The sequence below is a fragment of the Streptomyces sp. NPDC002306 genome, assembly GCF_053593435.1.
This window is the reverse complement of sequence record NZ_JBSFCK010000003.1, coordinates 93,576-112,653: the sequence shown is the minus strand read 5'-3', so window position 1 is coordinate 112,653 and position 19,078 is coordinate 93,576. Positions and strand designations below refer to the sequence as shown.

Here is a 19,078-nt window from a genome sequence, read left to right as displayed (position 1 = left end):
GTGGTCGCTGATGAGGAGGGGATGTCGATGACCGACGCCCAAGAGCTGATACCCGCCGCGAGGCCCGTGATCGATGAGGCGGAGATCGAGGCCGCGGTGCGCGTACTGCGCAGCGGCCGGGTCGTACAGGGCCCCGAGGTGGCCGCCTTCGAGGCGGAGTTCGCGGACGTGGTGGACGGACGGCACTGCGTCGCGGTCAACTCCGGTACCTCCGCGCTGCACCTGACGCTGCTCGCCCTCGGCCTCGGCCCGGGCGACGAGGTCATCGTGCCGTCGTTCTCCTTCGCCGCCTCCGCCAACGCGGTGCGGCTCGTCGGCGCCGACGTGGTTTTCGCCGACATCGAGCCGGACAGCTTCTGCCTGGACCCGGCGGCGGTCGAGGCCGCCATCACGCCGCGCACCGCCGCGATCATGCCGGTCCACCTCTACGGTCACCCGGCCGCCATGGACCGGATCATGGCGATCGCCGAGCGGCACGGACTCGCCGTGGTCGAGGACGCCTGCCAGGCGCACGCGGCCGCCCTGCACGGAACACCGGTCGGCGCCTTCGGCAGCGCGGGCACGTTCAGCTTCTACCCGACGAAGAACATGCACAGCCTCGAAGGCGGCATGGTCACCACCGCCGACGCGGAGATCGCCCGCACCCTGCGCCTGCTGCGCAACCAGGGCATGGAGCAGCGCTACGCCAACGAGATCGTCGGCGCCAACGTCCGTATGACGGACGTCTCCGCGGCCATCGGCCGGGTGCAGCTCGCCAAGCTCCACGGCTGGACCGAGCAGCGCATCGCCAACGCCGCTTACCTGACGGAGCACATCAGCGCGCCGTCGGTGCTCACGCCGAGCGTCGCCGAGGGCGCCCGCCACGTCTTCCACCAGTACACCGTGCGCGTCCAGGGCGACCGTGAGGCCGCCATGGCGAGCCTGACCGAGGCCGGTATCGGCAACGCCGTGTACTACCCGACGCCGATCCACCGGCTGAAGCCGTACTGGGAGCCCGACCAGAAGGCCGGCCGCACCTGGGACCTGCCCGAGACGGAGCGCGCGGCCGCCGAGGTCGTCTCGCTGCCCGTCCACCCGGCCCTGTCCGCCGGGGACCTGGAGCGCATCGTGTCCGCCGTGAACGCGCTGGGGGCCCAGCTGTGAGCACCGCGAAGACGTTGCGGGCCGGACTGGTCGGCCTCGGGTCCATGGGGCGTCACCACGCCCGCGTCCTGTCCGGTCTGGAGGGCGTCGACTTCGTCGGCGTCGTCGACCCGATGGGCGACAAGTTCGGCGCCGCCCAGGGCGCGCCGGTCCTCGACACCGTCGAGGAACTCATCGCTCTGGGCGTCGACTACGCCGTCGTGGCCTGCCCCACGGGCCTGCACGAGCAGGTGGGCATGCAGCTCGCCGAGGCCGGTGTCTGCGCGCTGATCGAGAAGCCGGTCGCCGACACGGTGGCGGGCGCACGCCGGCTCGTCGAGGCGTTCGAGTCGCGCGGCCTGGTGGCCGGCGTCGGTCACATCGAGCGGTGCAACCCGGCGCTGCGCTCGCTGCGCACCCGGCTGGAGGCCGGCGAGCTCGGCGACGTCTACCAGGTCGTCACCCGCCGCCAGGGTCCCTTCCCGCACCGCATCGCGGACGTCGGCGTGGTCAAGGACCTCGCCACCCACGACATCGACCTCACCGGCTGGGTGACCGGCCGCGAGTACGTCTCCATCGCCGCGCACACCGTCTCCAAGAGCGGCCGTGAGCACGAGGACATGGTCTCCGCGGTCGGCCGCCTCGACGACGGCACGATGGTCAACCACCTGGTGAACTGGCTGAGCCCGCTCAAGGAGCGCTTCACCTCGGTCACCGGCGAGCGCGGCTGCTTCATCGCCGACACCCTCACCGCGGACCTGACGTTCCACTCCAACTCCGCGATGACGACGGAGTGGGAGGCCCTCCAGGCCTTCCGGGGCGTCTCCGAGGGTGACATGATCCGGTACGCCATCCAGAAGCGCGAACCGCTCCTCGTCGAACACGAGCTGTTCCGGGACGCGGTGCTCGGCAAGCCCGCCGACATCTGCACCCTGCGCCAGGGCATGCGGACGGTGGAGGTGGCGGCGGCGGTGCTGGAGTCGGCGCTGGACGGCAGCACCGTCCTTCTCGAGCGTGACAGTTGCGGAGCTCTCTGAGCGTTCCGACGCACGACGCCGACCGCCCCCGGCCCGCTTGCGCGCGGGGGGCGGAATTCCTGTCCCATCCGGAGGAAGCAAGCAATGGAATCCCCTGCCCGCAGGCCGAGGCTCGCGGTCATCGTCGCCAACGGCATCACGGGCGACTCCCGCGTCCAGAAGACCGCGGTCGCGGCGGCGCGAGACGGCTGGGACGTGACCCTGATCGGCCGCAGTGACACCAAGCGTGTCCAGCGGTCCAAGATGGGTCCGATCGACGTGGTCCGGGTACCGGTCGGCGCGGATTACCTGCGCGGAGTGAACGCTCGCAAGGCGCACCCCTTGCGAGCGGCCGCGACACAGTTCAACCTCCAGGACCAGGCGGCGCTGAACCGCTACACGGCGGCCTACCGCGCCTGGGTCCGCCAGAAGTCCGCCGAGACCGACTGGGCCGGTGCGCCCCGCCGTACGTCCATCAAGGCGATGCTGCGGGCCCGCCGGTCCGCGCACCGGCTGCGGGTCCGGGCGTTCAAGTGGGAGCAGCGGCGCAGGCCCAAGGACCCGGCCCCGGTGGGCGACTGGCGCCGCGACTGGCCGCAGGTCGTCGATCTCGATCTCGCGTTCGGCCCGGTGATCGAGGAGATCGAGCCGGACGTCATCCACGCCAACGACGTCACGATGATCGCCACCGCGGCGCTGAGCGCCGCCCGGCTGCGGGCCCGGGGCCGCAAGTGCGCCTGGCTCTACGACGCGCACGAGTACATCAAGGGCGTCGAGTGGCCCAACGCCCGCCAGGCCTACGCGCTGCCCGCGCTGGAGGCCGAGTTCATCGGCCGTGCCGACGCCGTCGTCACCGTCTCCACGCAGATGGCGGAGCTCCTCAAGGGCGATCACAAGCTGGCCGAACTGCCTCTGGTCGTGGGCAACTCGCCGGTCCGTGAGGTGATCGGCGCGGGCCGCTCCAGCGCGTCGGTCCGTGAGGCCTGCGGTCTCGGCCGCGAGACGCCGCTGATGGTCTACTCGGGCTGGATCGGCCGTGAACGCGGGGTGGACGCCGTCATCGACGGTCTGCCCGAGCTGCCGGGCTTCCACCTCGCCCTGGTGGTGGGCCGCACGACGCCGCTCCTCGAGGAACTGCTCGCGCAGGCGGAGTCCCTAGGTGTGCGCGACCGGGTCCACCTCGTGCCCTACGTGCCGCAGCACGAGGTCGCCGACTACCTCGCGTCCGCGGACCTCGGCCTCACTCCCTTCAAGCGCGTTCCCAACTGTGAGGTGTCGCTGCCCACGAAGGTCTCCGAGTACCTCCAGGCGGGGCTGCCGCTGGTGACGAGCGACGTGAAGGTCATCAAGGCGTACGTCGAGGAGCACGGCCTGGGCGAGGTGTGGACCTGGGACGACCCGAAGACCTTCGCCGCGGCCGCCCTGCGCGCCATGGACAACCGCGACAAGCTCGCCGAGGCGATCACCGAGGACGTCCGTACGGACCTGTCCTGGGAGGCGCAGAGCGGCCGGCTGCTCCAGCTGTACCGCGAGCTGTCGAAGAAGACCCCGCCGGGCCCCCGGCCGGAGGTCTCCTGGACTGTCCAGGAGACCCCCGACGCCGTACGGACCGTGGAGTCCGCCGGCACCGACGGGCAGCCGGCGTGGCGAAGGCTCGGCGACACCCGCGTCAGACTGGGCCTCGGCCCGGCCAACTACGCGGGCCAGGGGGCGGCGTACGCCCAGGCGATCACGCGTCTCGACCCGGACGTGTCCGTCGAGGTCGTGATGAACAAGCGGCCGGAGTCCTTCGACTACCCGGCTGACGTGTACGTGGACGCGACCCGCATGAGTGAGCTGAGCGTCCAGCTCCAGCAGGTGGAACGCGTCGTCGGCCGCTACACGCACATCCTCGTCGACGCCTTCATGCCCGTCTTCGGCCACCTCAACGGCAAGTCCGTGGCCGGCGATCTCGACGCCCTCAAGCAGGCCCGGGTCAAGGTGGCACTGCTCGCTCACGGCAGCGACATCCGTGACCCGGCCCGTCACATGGCGCGGCACGCGTTCTCGCTCTTCCACGACGCCCCCGAGGGCATCGCGGAGAAGCTCCAGGCGAAGGCCGAACTGAACAGGCGGATCGCGACGGAGGCGGGGCTGCCGCTGTACGTCACCACTCCGGACCTTCTGGAAGACCTGCCGACCGCCACCTGGGCGCCGCTGGTCGTGGATGTCGCCCGCTGGGCCACCGACCGGCCGGTCATGGAGCGCGAGCGTCCGCTGGTGCTGCACGCCCCGTCGAAGCGGTGGACCAAGGGCACGGACCGGATCGTGCCGGTGCTCAGCGAACTCCACGACGAGGGCCTCATCGAGTTCAGGCTCGCCGAAGGTGTCCCGTGGGCCGAGATGCGCCAGCTGGTGCAGAGCTGCGACCTGGTGCTGGACCAGTTCACGACCGGCAGTTACGGCACGTTCGCGGTGGAGGCGATGGCCGCGGGCAAGCCCGTCGTCGGCTCCATCAGCGAGGGAGTGCAGGCCGCGACGGACGGGGCCCTGCCCATCGTCGACGCCACCCCGGACACCCTTCGCGAGGTCATCCGCTCCCTCGTCGACGACCGGCAGGGCACGGCACGGATCGGTCGGCGGTCCGTCGAGTTCGCCCGCACCTACCACGACGGAAGCTGGACCGCGCAGGTCCTGAGCGATTTCCTGAAGTGACCGGTTCAGAAAGGCTTTTTATGGAAGCGCAGAGCGCCGACGCGTCCCGCCCGACCAAGGGCCGTGTCGTCATGCTGGTCGACAACAAGGTCGACGGCGACTCGCGGGTGCAGAAGGCCGCGGAGTCCGCCGCGGCGGCCGGCTGGGACGTGGTGCTGCTCGGTCTCGTCCGGTCCGGCCGTGGGCGCACCTGGAAGCTCGGGGACGCCGAGGTTCGGCTACTGCCGCTGAAGACCCCGCTGTCCAAGCGGCACGCCGAGCGGCACCGCTCACCGCTGCGCCGCCCCTTCGCCTACCCGCCGGGCCCGATGGCGGCCTACCGTCGGCAGTGGGTCAAGGCGTGGCGGGCCGATCTGGCGACCCGTCGGGCGGCACTCAGGGTGGTGCCCGCCGCGGTCGGCACTCCGCTGTTCCGGAAGGCCGAGAAGTTCCGCCTCGCGGTGGCCGGACCGGTCTCCAGGTTCTTGCGGAAGTGGGTCGAGTTCCGCGCCCGCCAGTCCAGCCAGGCACAGCAGGCCGGCCGTGCCCTGCGCGGTCCGATCGACCGTGCCTTCACCGCCGTCTGGAAGGGCGTGAAGGGCAAGCGGGCCTGGCGTCGCCTCGAACCCGTGCTGTGGGACTACGAGCTGACCTACGGCAAGGAGATCGACGCCCTCAAGCCCGATCTCATTCACGCCAACGACTTCCGGATGCTCGGGGTGGGCGCCCGCGCGACCGTGCGCGCGCGTGCCGCGGGCCGCTCGGTCAAGCTGGTGTGGGACGCGCACGAGTTCCTGCCCGGCGTACGACCGTGGGAGGACAACGCCCACTGGATCCCCGGCAATACGGCGCACGAGAGCGAGTACGCCCCGTACGCCGACGCCGTCGTCACCGTCTCCGAGGGGCTGGGCGACCTGCTGCGGGAGCGGCACGGGCTCGAGGAGCAGCCCACCGTCGTTCTCAACGCGCCCGACCGCCCGGTGGAGCGCGACCCGGCGATCGAGGACGTCGAGCCGGAGCCGGACCTGCGTGAGCTGTGCGGTATCGGACCGGACGTTCCGCTGGTGGTCTACAGCGGCTCGCCGGGCCCGCAGCGCGGCCTCGGCGACATGGTGGAGGCACTGCCGAAGCTCGACGGCGTCCACATGGCCTTCGTCGTCCCGTCCCCGGCGGCCGCCTACATCCAGGGTCTGCTGAGCCGTGCGCAGGAGCTCGGTGTCGGGGACCGGTTGCACGCCGTTCCCTATGTCCAGCACTGGCAGGTGGTGCGTTTCCTGTCGGCGGCGAATGTGGGCTGCATCCCCATCCACCACTGGCCGAACCACGAGATCGCGCTGATCACGAAGTTCTTCGAGTATTCGCACGCTCGGCTGCCGCTGGTCGTGAGCGATGTCAAGACCATGTCCGAGATGACCCGTGCCACGGGCCAGGGCGAGATCTGCCGGGCCGAGGACGTCGACGACCTCGTACGCGCCGTCAGGGACGTACTCGCCGACCCGGAGAAGTACAAGGCCGCCTACGACAAGCCGGGGCTGCTCGACACCTGGACCTGGGAGGCGCAGGCCGAGGTCCTGGACGCGCTCTACACCCGTCTGGTCCCCGGGACCCCGAAGGAGAGATCATGAGTGTGTCCCCCGACGTCAGCGTCGTCGTCGCCGTCTACAACACCATGCCCTACCTGACGGAGTGCCTGAACTCACTGATCGGGCAGAGCATCGGGCTGGACCGTCTGGAGATCGTGGCCGTCGACGACGGCTCCACCGACGACAGCGGCGCCGAACTCGATCGTTTCGCGCAGCGCTACCCGGACACCGTCAAAGTGCTCCACCAGGTCAACTCCGGCGGCCCGGCCGCCCCCAGCAACCGGGCGCTGGACATCGCCACGGGCCGCTACGTCTACTTCATCGGCTCCGACGACTACCTCGGCGAGGAAGCGCTGGAGCGCATGGTGGCCTGCGCCGACGAACACGGCTCGGACGTCGTCGTCGGCAAGATGGTCGGCACCAACGGGCGCTACGTCCACCAGGCCCTCTACAAGGAGAACGCCCCGGACGTCGGCCTCACCGACTCGGCGCTGCCCTGGACCCTCGCCAACACCAAACTGTTCCGGCGGGAACTGGTGGAGGCGCACAAGCTGCGCTTCCCCGAGCACCTGCCCGTAGGCAGTGACCAGCCGTTCACCATCGAGGCGTGCGTGCGCGCCAAGAAGATCTCGGTGGTGGCCGACTACACCTGCTACTACGCCGTGAAGCGTGGCGACGCCAGCAACATCACCTACCGTGCCGACCACCTGGCCCGGCTGCGCTGCACCGCCGAGATCATGGACTTCACGGCCGGCCTCATCGAGCCCGGTCCCGCGCGCGACGCGGTGCTGCGCCGGCACTTCACCTGGGAGCTGGCGAAGCTCGTCCAGGACGACTTTCCCACGCTGGACCGTGCCTTGCGGACGGACATCTGCGTGGGTGTCGCGAAGCTCGCCGACGCCTACTTCACCGACGGCATCCGCGACGCCATGGACGTCAAGCGCCGGGTGCGTATCGCCCTGGCGCGGGCCGGCGCGGTGGACGCGCTGTCCGAGTCGATCACCTCGGAGAAGGAGAACGGAGCACCTCCCTTCGTCGTCGAGGGCGAGCGTGCCTACGCCCGCTACGCGGGCTTCCGCAACCCGCTGATCGACGTGCCCGACCGGGTCTACGAACTCGTGGGCGAGGCGGTCCCCGGACGGCTGGCCAACGGCACCCGGCTGCTCGCCTCGTCGTGGGAGCAGGAGGGGGAGGCGCTCGTCTACGCGGCCTCGGTGCGGGCGCCCGTCCTCGGTGACGTGGACAGCGCCGTCCTGCGCCTGGTCGACGGCGCCATGCCCAAGTCGGCGGACAAGGCCGGGGCACGCAGACTGCCGGCCGGTCATAGCCTGCCGCAGCCGGAGGGCACCATCACCCGGGAGCTCGCCGAGGACGGCGCGGCGACCCTGCTGCACGTGCGCGTGCCGCTCCAGCGGCGCACCGTCAAGCGAGGGGTCAGGGTGTATCTGGACGTCGCCGGTTCGACGTACGAGATCCCCGTGAAGGGCAAGGGCGAGCCCATGCCGCTGGCACGCAGGTGGGGTTCCTACGAGGACCCGTACCGGGCGTCGGCCGTGGTGAACCCCAAGGGACGTGTGGTGATCGACACGGCCCAGATGTATCCGCCGGGAAAGCCACTGCTGTCCCGGGTGAAGTCGGCCCTCGCCCGGCGTCTGAAGTCCCGCCCCGGTTCCAAGAGGAAGTAACGACGTTCATGAACATCTGTGTAGTAGCGCTCGGCAAGATCGGGCTTCCGCTGGCGGTTCAGTTCGCCTCCAAGGGACACCGGGTCATCGGCGCGGACGTCAACGAGAAGGTCGTCGAGCTGGTCAACGCCGGGACCGAGCCGTTCCCGGGTGAGCACGACCTCGACATCAAGCTCAAGCAGGCTGTCGAGGCCGGCCTGTTGAGCGCGACGTCGGACACCGCGGCCGCGGTCGCCGAGTCCGAGGCCGTCGTCGTGGTCGTCCCGCTGTTCGTCGACGCCGAGGGCGTGCCGGACTTCGGCTGGATGGACGCGGCGACCAAGGCGATAGCACAGGGACTCAGGCCCGGCACCCTGGTCTCGTACGAGACGACCCTGCCGGTCGGCACCACCCGCACCCGCTGGGCGCCGATGCTGGCCGAGGGCTCGGGCCTGACCCCGGGCGAGGACTTCCACCTGGTCTTCTCGCCCGAGCGGGTCCTCACCGGCCGCGTCTTCGCCGACCTGCGACGCTATCCGAAGCTGGTCGGCGGCATCGACGAGGCGTCGGCGGCCCGTGGTGTCGAGTTCTACGAGCAGGTCCTCGACTTCGACGAGCGTGCCGACCTCCCGCGGGCCAACGGTGTCTGGGACCTCGGTACCGCCGAGGCCTCCGAACTCGCCAAGCTCGCCGAGACCACCTACCGCGACGTCAACATCGGCCTGGCCAACCAGTTCGCCCGCTTCGCGGACAGCAACGGCATCGACGTCAAGAAGGTCATCGAGGCCTGCAACTCGCAGCCCTACAGCCACATCCACCAGCCGGGCATCGCCGTCGGCGGTCACTGCATCCCGATCTACCCGCGGATGTACCTGTGGAACGACCCGTCCGCCACCGTGGTGCGCTCCGCCCGCGAGGCGAACGCGGCGATGCCGGAGTACGCCGTCGACCTGCTGGCCGCCGCCTACGGCGACCTGACCGGGGCGAACGTCCTCGTGCTGGGCGCGGCCTACCGCGGTGGTGTGAAGGAGACCGCCTTCTCGGGCGTCTTCCCGACCGTCGAGGCGCTCAGGGCCCGGGGCGCGGTCCCGTTCGTCTCGGACCCGATGTACACGGCCGAGGAGCTGTCGGCGCACGGTCTGCCCCCGCACGCCGGTGAGAAGGTCACCGCGGCGATCCTCCAGGCCGACCACGCCGAGTACCGCACCCTGACCCCCGCCGACCTCCCGGACGTCACCGTCCTGGTCGACGGACGCCGTACGACCGACCCGGAGGCCTGGAAGGGCGTCCGCAGGGTGGTCATCGGCGGCTGACGCCCATCGTGCGCGGGGAAGGGCCCGTCCGGCGTTCCGGACGGGCCCTTCCCCGTGTCCGCGGTCAGACGCGGGCGACCGCCTCCTGCTTGCGGGACTCCTTCTCCAGGGCCGTGCGCAGCCATCGCTGCGTCGGCTTCTCCACGAAGCGGTGGACGAGCCACGACAGCACGAGCAGCGCCACCGTGGTGATGCCCAGCGTCGCCCATGCCCCCACCTGCCCGTACAGCGTGCGGATCATCGCCCAGCCGAGCTCCTCGTGGAGGAGGTAGAGCGGATAGACCAGGGCGCCGGCGGTGGCCAGCCACTTCCATCCGACGCGGTCGAGCCTGTGCAGGGCGACCGTCAGGACCAGCAGATAGAAGACGCTGACCAGGGCGAGCGCGATGTAGGGGTCACGGTCCATGCCCTTGTCGTGCCGCAGATGATCGGCGTGCTGGACCAGATCGCTCTGCATGACCAGCCAGCTCGCGCCCAGCAGGCCCCAGAGCTTGAGATCCGGGCCGAACCGGTACATCAGATACATCGCGATGCCGGAGACGAACAGCGCCGTGTTCAGCGGCTGGGCGAAGATCCCGAGCAGCGGCACGTCGTCCTGCTGCACCAGGACGCTTGCGAGTAGCCACAGCCAGCAGAAGACGGAGACCCGGGCGTAGTCGAGCCCCTTCCAGAGCACGACCAGGAAGATGAGATAGAAGGTGAGCTCCACCCACAGCGTCCAGTAGGCGCCGACGAGATGCCGGGCCGAGAGCGGTACCTGGAGCATCGTGAGGTTGGTCAGCGAATCGCTGACGCTCGGGGCCTTGCGTGCGCCGTCGGGCAGTCCGCGCCAGACGAGGACGGCGACGACGACCGAGAACCAGTAGGCGGGGAACAGACGCAGGAAGCGGGCCCGCACGAACTGACCCGGCGTCCGGTCCCAGGCGGACAGACAGATGACGAAGCCGCTGATGATGAAGAAGAGCTGGACACCGTACGAGCCGTACGAGGTGATCGGGAAGAGCCAGGGGAACAGCTCCTTGGGGTTGGTGCCCCAGTTCGCCTTCGTCGCCGCGTCCACGCCCGTGAAGTGGAACAGCAGGACGGAGAGCGCCGCGACGACCCGCAGCGCGTCGAGCGCGTAGAGCCGAGCGCCCCGCTCCCGCCCGGCGGCCCCGGCCGAGTCACCCGGCCCGAGCTGATCGGAGCCACGTGTGTCCGGCGCGGCCGACTGGGCCGGCATCGTGACATCGGTCTGGGACATGCTCCCCCTCGCTGCTCCCCGCGCACACCGTTTCCGTGTACGTCACCTGGTCGCTTCGCGGTGTTCTCCCGCGCCCGGTGAGCATACGGTGCGGGAGCGGCGCGTCCCCGCGCGGGCGGCCTCCCCGTACTCGGCGGGACACGCTCCGTGGTGCGCGATTTTTCATCAGTGGTTCAGGAACTAGTCATATGAAAGTCGTCGTATGATCCGGCCCTGGCCACATCGCCGGGTCGGCCGCTCACCGCTCAGGATCCTCACGTGCCCGCTGTCCTTCACCGCCGCCACCGCCGCGCCCCTCCGCGGCACGGATCGCTGCCCGCGCGCACCGCAGACGGTCCGCCCCGCCGCCGTCGGACCGCGGACTCGCCGCCCGTCGTCCTCGCGGGTCGTCGTCACGTCACCTTCGCCCATCGCTTCGACACCCCGGAGTTCGCTGTCCCGGGGCTTCCCCCGTCGTCGACCGTCACCCGGCATCGGTTCCGGTGACAGAGCTGGAGCTACGCTGTGCCGGTTTCACGGATCTCCGCTGAGCAGTTGATCGGCCTCGTCCGTCCGCTGAGCTCCGGCCTGGCCCGGGCGGGAGCGCCGAGCGCCGGGGCCAGGCTGCTGAATGTTCTGGCCCACCGTGTCCCGGAGCGTCGGCTGAAGGCCGACCTGCTGGCCGAGGCCGCCGAGCTGGAACTTTCCTACGGCCGCACCCCCCGCCGCCTCAAGGCGGCCTACGCGGCCGAACTCGCTTGTGCGGACGTGCTGTTGAAAGAGGGGAACAAAGCCGCCGCGACCGCGTCGGCCGCCAAGGCGCTGATGCTGGCGTTCCACCGTGTTCCCCATCTCGACGGGCTGACCTCGCCACTGGCCGAGGACCCCCAGGGATTCACGGCCGCGCTCCAGCGCAGCCGCGTCATGCGGGCGATGGCGAAGCCGCGCGGTCGCACGACGCCCGCCGCACCGCCGCCCGACGGCCGACCGCTGCGGCTGCTCATCGTCAACCGGGCCAACGCGAACTTCCTCCCGCTCATCACCGACCGGTACGAGCGGCACCCCGACGTCGAGGTCCGGACCCTGGACCTGGCCGCCGACCCGGACCTCGCGCCCCTCGCCAAGGGCCTGGGACGGATGATGGCCCGCGCGGTGGGGGGCCAGGCCGCCTATGGGCGGTCGGTCGAACAGGCACTGCGACCCCACCTCGACTGGGCCGACACGGTGTTCGTCGACTGGTGTTCGGCCGGCGCGGCGTTTCTGACGCTGGTGGATCCGGGCACCACCCGAGTGGTCGTCCGGCTGCACAGCTTCGAGACGTTCAGCTACTGGCCCCACGTCATGGACTTCTCGCGCGTCGACGACCTGGTCTTCGTCGGCGCCCACGTACGGGATCTGACCGCGGCCGCGGTACCCCGGCTGCGGGCCGAGGCGGCGCCTCGCCTGTCCGTGATCCACAATGCGATGGACCTGTCCTCCTACCGGCGGCCCAAGCGTCCGGACGCGCGGTTCACTCTCGGCCTGGTGGGCGTCGGGCAGGTCGCCAAGGACCCCCGTTGGGCGGTCGAGGTCCTGCGGCTGCTGCGCCGGCGCGACGACCGGTACCGGCTGGTGCTCGTGGGCAGCGGCCTGAACAGCGACAGCAGCCCGGCGGTACGGCACTACCACGGCCGGCTGGAACAGGATCTGGCGAAGCTTGAGGCGTCCGGCGCGCTCCGGCGCGTCGGACAGACGGACGACGTGGCCGGCGCGCTGGAGGAAGTCGGGACGATCCTCAGCTCGTCGGTCCGGGAGAGCTTCCACTGCGCCCTCGTCGAGGGGGCGGCCAGCGGGGCCGTTCCCGTCGTGCGCGACTGGCCGTTCTTCGCGGACGAGGACAACGGCGCCCGCACCCTCTTCCCTCAGGACTGGGTGGTCGGCTCACCCGAGGAAGCGGCTCGTCGGATCCTCGAGGTCACCGCCACCGAGGAGATCTGGTCGAAGACGGGCAACGCGGCCGCCGAACACGCCCTCTCGGCCTGGGACTGGACCGTCGTAGGCGACGATTTCGACCGGCTGCTGCTCGGCGACCGCGCGAACGGCCGACCGTGATGCACAGCGGCGGGCCCACGACCCCGGCGGTGGTTCGCCGTGCGCGCGGCGGGCCGCCACGCGCTGCCGGCCGCCGGGGAACCGGACGCGGCCGATAGCGGGGCCGATGGGTCCGCCGCCCTGGTGAACAGGGCCGCGGTCGACCGGCTCCTCCGATCTGAGCTCGGGCGACGCGTCCGAGCTCAGGCCTCGCTAGACCTCAGGCGTGGTGTCCGGCCTCAGGCGTCGCGCTCGACGAGCGTGCCGTCCTGTTCGTCGTACAGACTGCCGGTTTGCGGGCACCGCCATACGCCGTCCGCGTGCTCGACCAGCTTGACACCGGCCCTGCCCACCCAGCCGACCCGTCGCGCGGGAACGCCCACGACGAGTGCGAAGTCGGGTACGTCCTTGGTGACGACGGCGCCCGCGGCGATCATCGCCCAGCGCCCGATGGTGATCGGCGCGACGCACACGGCACGCGCCCCGATCGACGCCCCGTCGGCGATCTTGACGCCGACCGCCTCCCAGTCACCGCCGCGCTTCTGCTTGCCCTCGGGATCGACGGAGCGCGGGTTGTGGTCGTTGGTGAGGACCACGGCCGGGCCGATGAAGACACCGTCACCGAGCTCCGCCGGCTCGTAGACGAGCGCGTAGTTCTGCAACTTGCAGTTGTCGCCCATGCGGACACCCGAGCCGACGTACGCGCCGCGGCCGATCACACAGCCCTCGCCGAGCCGGGCGCCGTCCCGGATCTGCGCGAGGTCCCAGACGCTGCTCCCGGCGCCGATCTCGGCACTCTCGTCGACCTGCGCGCTGGGCTGGACCCTGTAGTTCACTTGTTCGCCTTCCGGTGTCTGGCTTCGCTTGGGGAGCATACGGGGAGCGGGCCGGACCGAGGCCTGGGTGGTACCCGGTGACTACTTGCTGTGTGTTACAGATGTGAATTCTGTGACCCTTTTCACAGGCGATGGAACGTTGCAGGTATTGCATGTGCACTTCAGGTGAAGAAAAGATCACTTGACTTTCTTTGGACTCTCTTTATCTGCGGGGGACCCGTGTCAAGGGTGGGGAAAACGTGGTGGCGCAGCGCTGCCACCGTGTGCGCCGGGGTGCTGCTCGCCTGGGGCGTCGGAGCCGGCGGCACGCCCGCCGCGGCCGCCGTCGCGTGTCCCTCGGGGACCGAGTCGGACTTCAACGGCGACGGCATCCGGGACACGGCGATCGCCGACCCCGAGGCGGTCGTCGACGGCGTGGCGAAGGCGGGTGTGGTGCACGTCGTCTACGGCGGCGGCAAGGGCACGCTCGTCCTGTCGCAGGCCACGGACGGCATACCGGGCACGCCCGAGACGGGGGACCGGTACGGCTCCTCGCTGGTCGTCTACGACGCAGACCTCGACGGGTGCAGCGACCTGGTGGTCGGCGCCCCCTACGAGGACATCGGCACCGTGCCCGACTCAGGGCTCGTACACGTCATCTACGGCGCCACCGCCGGACTGGGCGCCGGCAGCAAGGCCGTGACCGAGTTCCTCCAGGGCACCGACAAGCCGCTGGGCGGCACCCCGGAGACCGACGACTGGGTCGGATACGCGATCGCGGCCGGGAAGACCTCGGCCGGCACGCCGTACCTGCTGATCGGCAGCCCCGGCGAATCGATCGGCACCATCGAGGACGCCGGTGGCTTCTACTACGTGAGCGGCACCGCGCAGACCGTCGTCTTCGTCCACCAGGACACCGAGACCGGCGGTGCCGTGGCCGGCGTCGCGGAGCAGGACGACCGCTTCGGCTCCTCGCTCGCCGCGACCCCGACCCACTTCGCCGTCGGCACGCCCGGCGAGGCGCTCGGCACCACGACCTTCGCGGGCGGCGTGGCCTACTTCAGCCACACGCTCACCTCCGGTTACCCCAAGCCGCTCGGCGGACTCGGCCAGGACCAGGACGTGATCAGCGGGGGCGAGGAGGTCGGCGACCAGTTCGGCGCCGCGCTCGCCATGGTCCCGTACCGGGCCTCCGGCGCCACCTCCACCACCGAGTCGCTGCTCGTGGTCGGCGTACCCGGCGAGGATCTGTCGACCACCGTCGACGCGGGCGCCGTCCAGGTCTTCCGGCTCGCCGCGAACGGCACGTTCACCGAGACCGCCTGGATCGACCAGAACACCGCGGACGTGGACCAAGAGGCGGAGGCCGGCGACTTCTTCGGCCAGCGACTCGCCGCCGTCAACACCTCCCCGAACGCCACCTCCACCGGCACGACCACCCGGCTCGCGATCGGCGTGCCCGGCGAGGAGTCGTCCGAGGAGCACCCGGAGAAGGGCGGCGTGCAGATCGTCCCGCTGGTCGGCGCGGCCGGCGCCTCCGACCAGTGGCTCGACCCCGGGTACGGCATCCCGTCCGCACCCGCGCCGCGCATGCTCACCGGCCTCGCGCTCGGCGCCACCCCGTCACTGCTGTACGTGGGCGTGCCCTACGGCCCGGCCGAGGGCCGGGCGGTCTACGGCTTCCCGTGGAACGTGGCCTCCGGCGGGGCGCCAACCCAGACGTTCAAGCCCGGCGAGGCCGGCATCCCGGCGACCGGCACGACCGGCGTCGCCTTCGGGACCACCGTGCGCTGAGCGCGTCCGCAGGGAGTGGAGGCAGGGGCGCGGCCCCCGTCTCCGCTCCGCCGTGACCTGTGCCGACGCCATGCCGACCCGTCGACCGGGCCACGACTCGACGCATCCGCCGGACAGCGCGCTCCGGCACCCGGACTTCCGACACAGACATGAACCGACTGGAGAGTGGACGCGTGTCCGCAGACAGACTCAGACCGATACGGCGAGGCCCGGTGCTGCGTGCCGCCGTCGTGGCGGCCGTCGCCGGCGCGGTGGTCGCGGGCGGGCTGGCCGTCCTGCCCGGCGACGCCGGCCCGGCGCAGGCGCCGGTCGCGGCCGACCAGCCCACGCAGACCGAGCAGCAGGCCATGGCCGTCGCCAAGGAGAGCGGGAAGAAGACCGAGGTCGCCGGACTGCGCACCGAGCGCAGGGAGATCTTCGCCGAGCCCGACGGCACCTTCACGGCCCGTGAGTACACCGAGCCCGTCCGTACGGTCCAGGACGGCGAGTGGGTCCCCGTCGACGCGACGCTGGTGAAGCGGTCCGACGGCAGCTGGGGCCCCAAGGCCGCCACCGTCGACCTGGCGTTCTCCGCCGGCCAGGCGGGCAAGCCGTTCGTGACGATGCAGCGCGCGGGCCGCGAGTTCGCCCTGACCTGGCCGTACGGCAAGCTGCCCGCGCCGACCGTCGACGGTGACACCGCCACGTACGCCGACGCCCTGCCCGGCGTCGACCTGACCGTGCGTGCCGAGGCCGACGGCTTCGGGCACCTGCTGGTCGTCAAGACGCCCGAGGCCGCGGCCGACCCGAAGCTGGCCCGGCTCGACCTGGGGATGACGACCGACGGCCTGAAGGTCGCGGAGAACGCCTCCGGCGCGATCGTCGCGACGGACGCCGCGGTCGGCGGCACGGTCTTCGAGGCGGGCAAGCCCGCGATGTGGGACTCGGCCGCCGTCCAGGAGGCCACCGCCAAGCGCCAGGGCCCGAAGGCCGTGGCCAAGGCGCTGACCGCCGCGGCCGCGGACGCGCCCGGCACTCCGGCTGCCCCCGAGCCGGCCCTCGAAGGCCCCGGCGGCGGCGGACGCGTCGCCCCCCTCGACGTGGAGGTGGGCAAGGGAAGGCTGAGCCTGGTCCCCGACCAGAAGCTCCTCCAGGGCGCGGACACCGTCTTCCCGGTCGTCATCGACCCGATCCAGCGCACCACTTCGCGTACCGCCTGGACCGGTGTCATGTCGGGGATGCCGAGCGAGCAGGACTGGAAGTACTCCGGCAGCGCGGGCGTCGGCAAGTGCCCCACCGACTACAACCCGGTCTCCTGCAACGGAGTCGGCACCCGGCGCGTGCTGTTCACCATGCCGCTCTCCTTCTACAAGGGGAAGCAGATCCTGGGCGCGACCTTCTCCGCCCGGGTCGAGCACATCTACAGTGCCTCCCCGACGGCGGAGCCCATCCAGCTCTACCGGATCGGCGGCCAGAACTACACGGTCAACTCGTCCAGCGACTGGTCCAACACCTCGGACGACTGGGACGACTACCTCCAGACCGTCGACAAGGCGATCTCCCCGACCTCCTGCTCCAGCCAGGCCAACCTGCACTTCGAGAGCGGCGCGACCGGCGAGCTGACCAGTGAGATCAAGACGGCCGCCGCGGGCGGCTGGAACTCCATGACACTGGGCCTGCGCGCCGCCGACGAGTCCCGCTTCGCCGAGTGGAAGCGAATCTGCGGCAACGCGTACCTGTCGGTCAGCTACAACAACCTGCCACGTCAGATCAAGACGTCCGACATGTTCACCGACCCCGGTGGCCTGTGCAAGTGGGGTGCGAGCCGCCCGTACACGGACGTCCCGCCGAAGCTCCAGGCCATCGCGAGCGACCCGGACCACGGCAACGGCCAGACCGACAAGGTGAAGGTCGAGTTCAAGGTGGAGTGGGGCGGCACCAGTCCCGGCTCGTACTCGTACACCACCCCGGACTGGCTCTCTCCGACGGACGGCACCAAGTTCACCCACACCGTCAAGTCGTCGATCCCGCAGAACACCACCATCTACTGGAGTGCGCGGGCCTACGACGGTGACGGGTGGGGCCCGTGGAGCTCGGAGGGCGACCCCGCCCAGCGCTGCGAGTTCACCTACGACAAGACCTGGCCCGGCAAGCCGAACGTGCTGTCCAAGCAGTATCCGTCCGACACTGTTTACCACGACGGTGTGGGCACCTACGGCACCTTCACCTTCGCGCCCAACCCGAACGACATCATCAAGGACGCCGACGTCGTCAAGTACCAGTACTCCTTCGACGGCGCCGCGTTGACCACCCTCACCCCGGCCACGGGCGGCGGCTCCGTTTCCGTCCAGTGGATGCCGACCCGCGCCGGCCGGCACGTGCTCGAGGTGATCGCCATCGACAAGGCGCAGCACGCCAGCAGCACCCCCTACGTCTTCCTGGTGAGCGAGGGCAAGCCGGTCGTCGCACAGTGGAACCTCGCCGACCAGGCGGGTGACACCGAGGCGCACGACGAGAGCGGCGAGTACTCGGCGACCGCGGGCAGCGCCGTCACGTTCGGCGCGGACGGCCCCGGTGGCAAGGCCGACAAGGCGGCGCGCTTCGACGGCACCGCCGAGTCCTACCTCGACACCAGCGAGACCGTGCTCGACTCCGCCAAGAGTTTCAGCGTCAGCGCCTGGGTCCGGCCCACCGCGCTCGACAAGGACATGACGGTGATCAGCCAGGACGGCACCGGCGAGCCCGGCTTCACCCTCGGCTACGACGCGTCCGCGGCGACCTGGAAGTTCTCCGTCCCGGTCAACGACGTCGACTCGCTCGGCGAATGGAAGGCCGTTTCCACCGGAATCTCCGTGGTCAAGGACCAGTGGGTGCTGCTGACCGGCGTGTACGACGCGCAGAAGACGGGCGGCCCGCTGCTCCAGCTCTACATCAACAAGGACCTGAAGGGCTCGGCCGGCCGGCGCTCCACCTGGAAGTCGTACGGTCCGCTGCAGATCGGCCGCACCACGGCCAAGAGCGGCTACCGCGACAACTTCACCGGTGACCTCGCCGAGGTCCGGGTCTTCGACCGGGTGCTGCCGGCCGCTCAGGTTGCCGAGTTGATGACGGTCAAGCCGGAGCGCAAGGGCTACTGGCAGCTCGACACCGCCACCGGCGGCTCGGCGGCCGAGACCGGCGGCGGCCAGGCGCTCACCCTGGCGGGCAACGCGTCCATCTACCGTCCCGTCGACCCGCTGTTCGACACGGCCGCCCTGGTCGGCGACGGCAACCTGGTCCTGGACGGAGACGGGGACTACGCGTCCACCGCGACCGCCCCGGTCACCGGCAACAGCAGCTTCACCGTGACCGCCCGCGCCCAGCTCACCTCGCTGGAACCGGAGAAGTCGCAGACGGTGCTGTCCCTGCCCGGTGCCAACGCCAACCGCGTCCAGGTCCGCTACCAGGCCACCACCCAGCAGTGGGAACTCGCGGTCGCCAAGTCGGACGTGGCCGCCCCCGAGGTCGTCACCTTCACCAACGACCAGGAACTCCCCGACACCGGCGGCTCCGGCCAGCACCTGGCCGTGGTCTACGACGCCTTCGCCAACTCGGTCCGCCTGTATGTGGAAGGTCAGCTGGTCGCCGGCGCCTACGGCACGGACAACACCCTGTGGTCCGCCACCGGCGGTCTCCAGGTGGGCCGTTCGCTGCGCGGGGCGAGCGAGTACTTCGCCGGCGCGATCGACGAGGTCCGTGTCTACAGCGGCGCCGCCGACCAGATCGCGGTGCAGCTGATGTCCGGTCTGACGGCGACTCCCGATATGTGACGACTCATCACAGATAAG

Annotated in this window: 11 protein-coding genes; 9 read left to right on the top strand and 2 right to left on the bottom strand. The window is 70.7% G+C overall.

Annotated features, from left to right (window positions below; all coding sequences use genetic code 11):
• Positions 1-27 precede the first annotated feature (27 nt).
• The 6 genes from ACWCQK_RS08145 to ACWCQK_RS08120 all read left to right on the top strand — a co-directional run bounded on the left by ACWCQK_RS08145 (position 28) and on the right by ACWCQK_RS08120 (position 9,371).
• Positions 28-1,143: a DegT/DnrJ/EryC1/StrS family aminotransferase gene (locus tag ACWCQK_RS08145; protein WP_451153145.1), complete on the top strand. Its 1,116-nt coding sequence runs from the start codon at positions 28-30 to the stop codon at positions 1,141-1,143.
• Positions 1,144-1,187: 44 nt separating this feature from the next.
• The gene (locus ACWCQK_RS08140; RefSeq protein ID WP_451153907.1) at positions 1,188-2,159 is read left to right on the top strand and encodes a Gfo/Idh/MocA family protein; all 972 of its coding nucleotides are present in this window, start codon (positions 1,188-1,190) and stop codon (positions 2,157-2,159) included.
• Between the two features lie 84 nt (positions 2,160-2,243).
• Entirely contained in the window at positions 2,244-4,832 is a 2,589-nt protein-coding gene (locus ACWCQK_RS08135) for a glycosyltransferase (protein WP_451153143.1), read from the top strand.
• Positions 4,833-4,852: 20 nt separating this feature from the next.
• A complete protein-coding gene (locus tag ACWCQK_RS08130; protein ID WP_451153142.1) occupies positions 4,853-6,436 on the top strand; it encodes a glycosyltransferase family 4 protein in 1,584 nt (527 codons plus the stop codon).
• Positions 6,433-8,079, top strand: a complete 1,647-nt coding sequence (locus ACWCQK_RS08125) for a glycosyltransferase family 2 protein (protein ID WP_451153140.1) — start codon at positions 6,433-6,435, stop codon at positions 8,077-8,079. Before ACWCQK_RS08130 ends, ACWCQK_RS08125 begins: the two co-directional genes overlap by 4 nt.
• An 8-nt stretch (positions 8,080-8,087) precedes the next feature.
• Positions 8,088-9,371, top strand: a complete 1,284-nt coding sequence (locus ACWCQK_RS08120) for a nucleotide sugar dehydrogenase (RefSeq protein ID WP_451153138.1) — start codon at positions 8,088-8,090, stop codon at positions 9,369-9,371.
• 64 nt (positions 9,372-9,435) lie between these two features.
• Here the strand turns inward: ACWCQK_RS08120 and ACWCQK_RS08115 are convergent, their stop codons facing one another.
• Positions 9,436-10,614 (bottom strand): acyltransferase family protein, encoded by a 1,179-nt coding sequence (locus ACWCQK_RS08115; RefSeq protein WP_451153136.1) that lies wholly within the window; start codon positions 10,612-10,614, stop codon positions 9,436-9,438.
• A 504-nt stretch (positions 10,615-11,118) separates the two neighbouring features.
• Here ACWCQK_RS08115 and ACWCQK_RS08110 point away from each other — a divergent pair.
• Positions 11,119-12,684, top strand: a complete 1,566-nt coding sequence (locus tag ACWCQK_RS08110; protein ID WP_451153134.1) for a glycosyltransferase — start codon at positions 11,119-11,121, stop codon at positions 12,682-12,684.
• Between the two features lie 218 nt (positions 12,685-12,902).
• Here ACWCQK_RS08110 and ACWCQK_RS08105 read toward each other — a convergent pair whose 3' ends face one another.
• Positions 12,903-13,499 (bottom strand): acyltransferase, encoded by a 597-nt coding sequence (locus ACWCQK_RS08105; protein ID WP_451153132.1) that lies wholly within the window; start codon positions 13,497-13,499, stop codon positions 12,903-12,905.
• Between the two features lie 228 nt (positions 13,500-13,727).
• Between ACWCQK_RS08105 and ACWCQK_RS08100 the strand changes: the two genes are divergently transcribed.
• Together ACWCQK_RS08100 and ACWCQK_RS08095 are read left to right on the top strand one after the other, a co-directional pair.
• The gene (locus ACWCQK_RS08100) at positions 13,728-15,272 is read left to right on the top strand and encodes a VCBS repeat-containing protein (RefSeq protein WP_451153130.1); all 1,545 of its coding nucleotides are present in this window, start codon (positions 13,728-13,730) and stop codon (positions 15,270-15,272) included.
• 173 nt (positions 15,273-15,445) lie between these two features.
• Positions 15,446-19,060 carry a LamG domain-containing protein gene (locus ACWCQK_RS08095; RefSeq protein ID WP_451153128.1) on the top strand — a complete coding sequence of 1,205 codons (3,615 nt, stop codon included), beginning with the start codon at positions 15,446-15,448 and terminating at the stop codon, positions 19,058-19,060.
• Positions 19,061-19,078 lie beyond the last annotated feature (18 nt).

What these genes read in the sequence shown, in the direction of transcription:
- ACWCQK_RS08145 (WP_451153145.1), top strand. Translation starts at nt 28, where the DNA reads ATGACCGACGCCCAAGAGCTGATACCCGCCGCGAGGCCCGTGATCGAT.
- ACWCQK_RS08140 (WP_451153907.1), top strand. Translation starts at nt 1,188, where the DNA reads ATGGGGCGTCACCACGCCCGCGTCCTGTCCGGTCTGGAGGGCGTCGAC.
- ACWCQK_RS08135 (WP_451153143.1), top strand. Translation starts at nt 2,244, where the DNA reads ATGGAATCCCCTGCCCGCAGGCCGAGGCTCGCGGTCATCGTCGCCAAC.
- ACWCQK_RS08130 (WP_451153142.1), top strand. Translation starts at nt 4,853, where the DNA reads ATGGAAGCGCAGAGCGCCGACGCGTCCCGCCCGACCAAGGGCCGTGTC.
- ACWCQK_RS08125 (WP_451153140.1), top strand. Translation starts at nt 6,433, where the DNA reads ATGAGTGTGTCCCCCGACGTCAGCGTCGTCGTCGCCGTCTACAACACC.
- ACWCQK_RS08120 (WP_451153138.1), top strand. Translation starts at nt 8,088, where the DNA reads ATGAACATCTGTGTAGTAGCGCTCGGCAAGATCGGGCTTCCGCTGGCG.
- ACWCQK_RS08115 (WP_451153136.1), bottom strand. Translation starts at nt 10,614, where the DNA reads ATGTCCCAGACCGATGTCACGATGCCGGCCCAGTCGGCCGCGCCGGAC.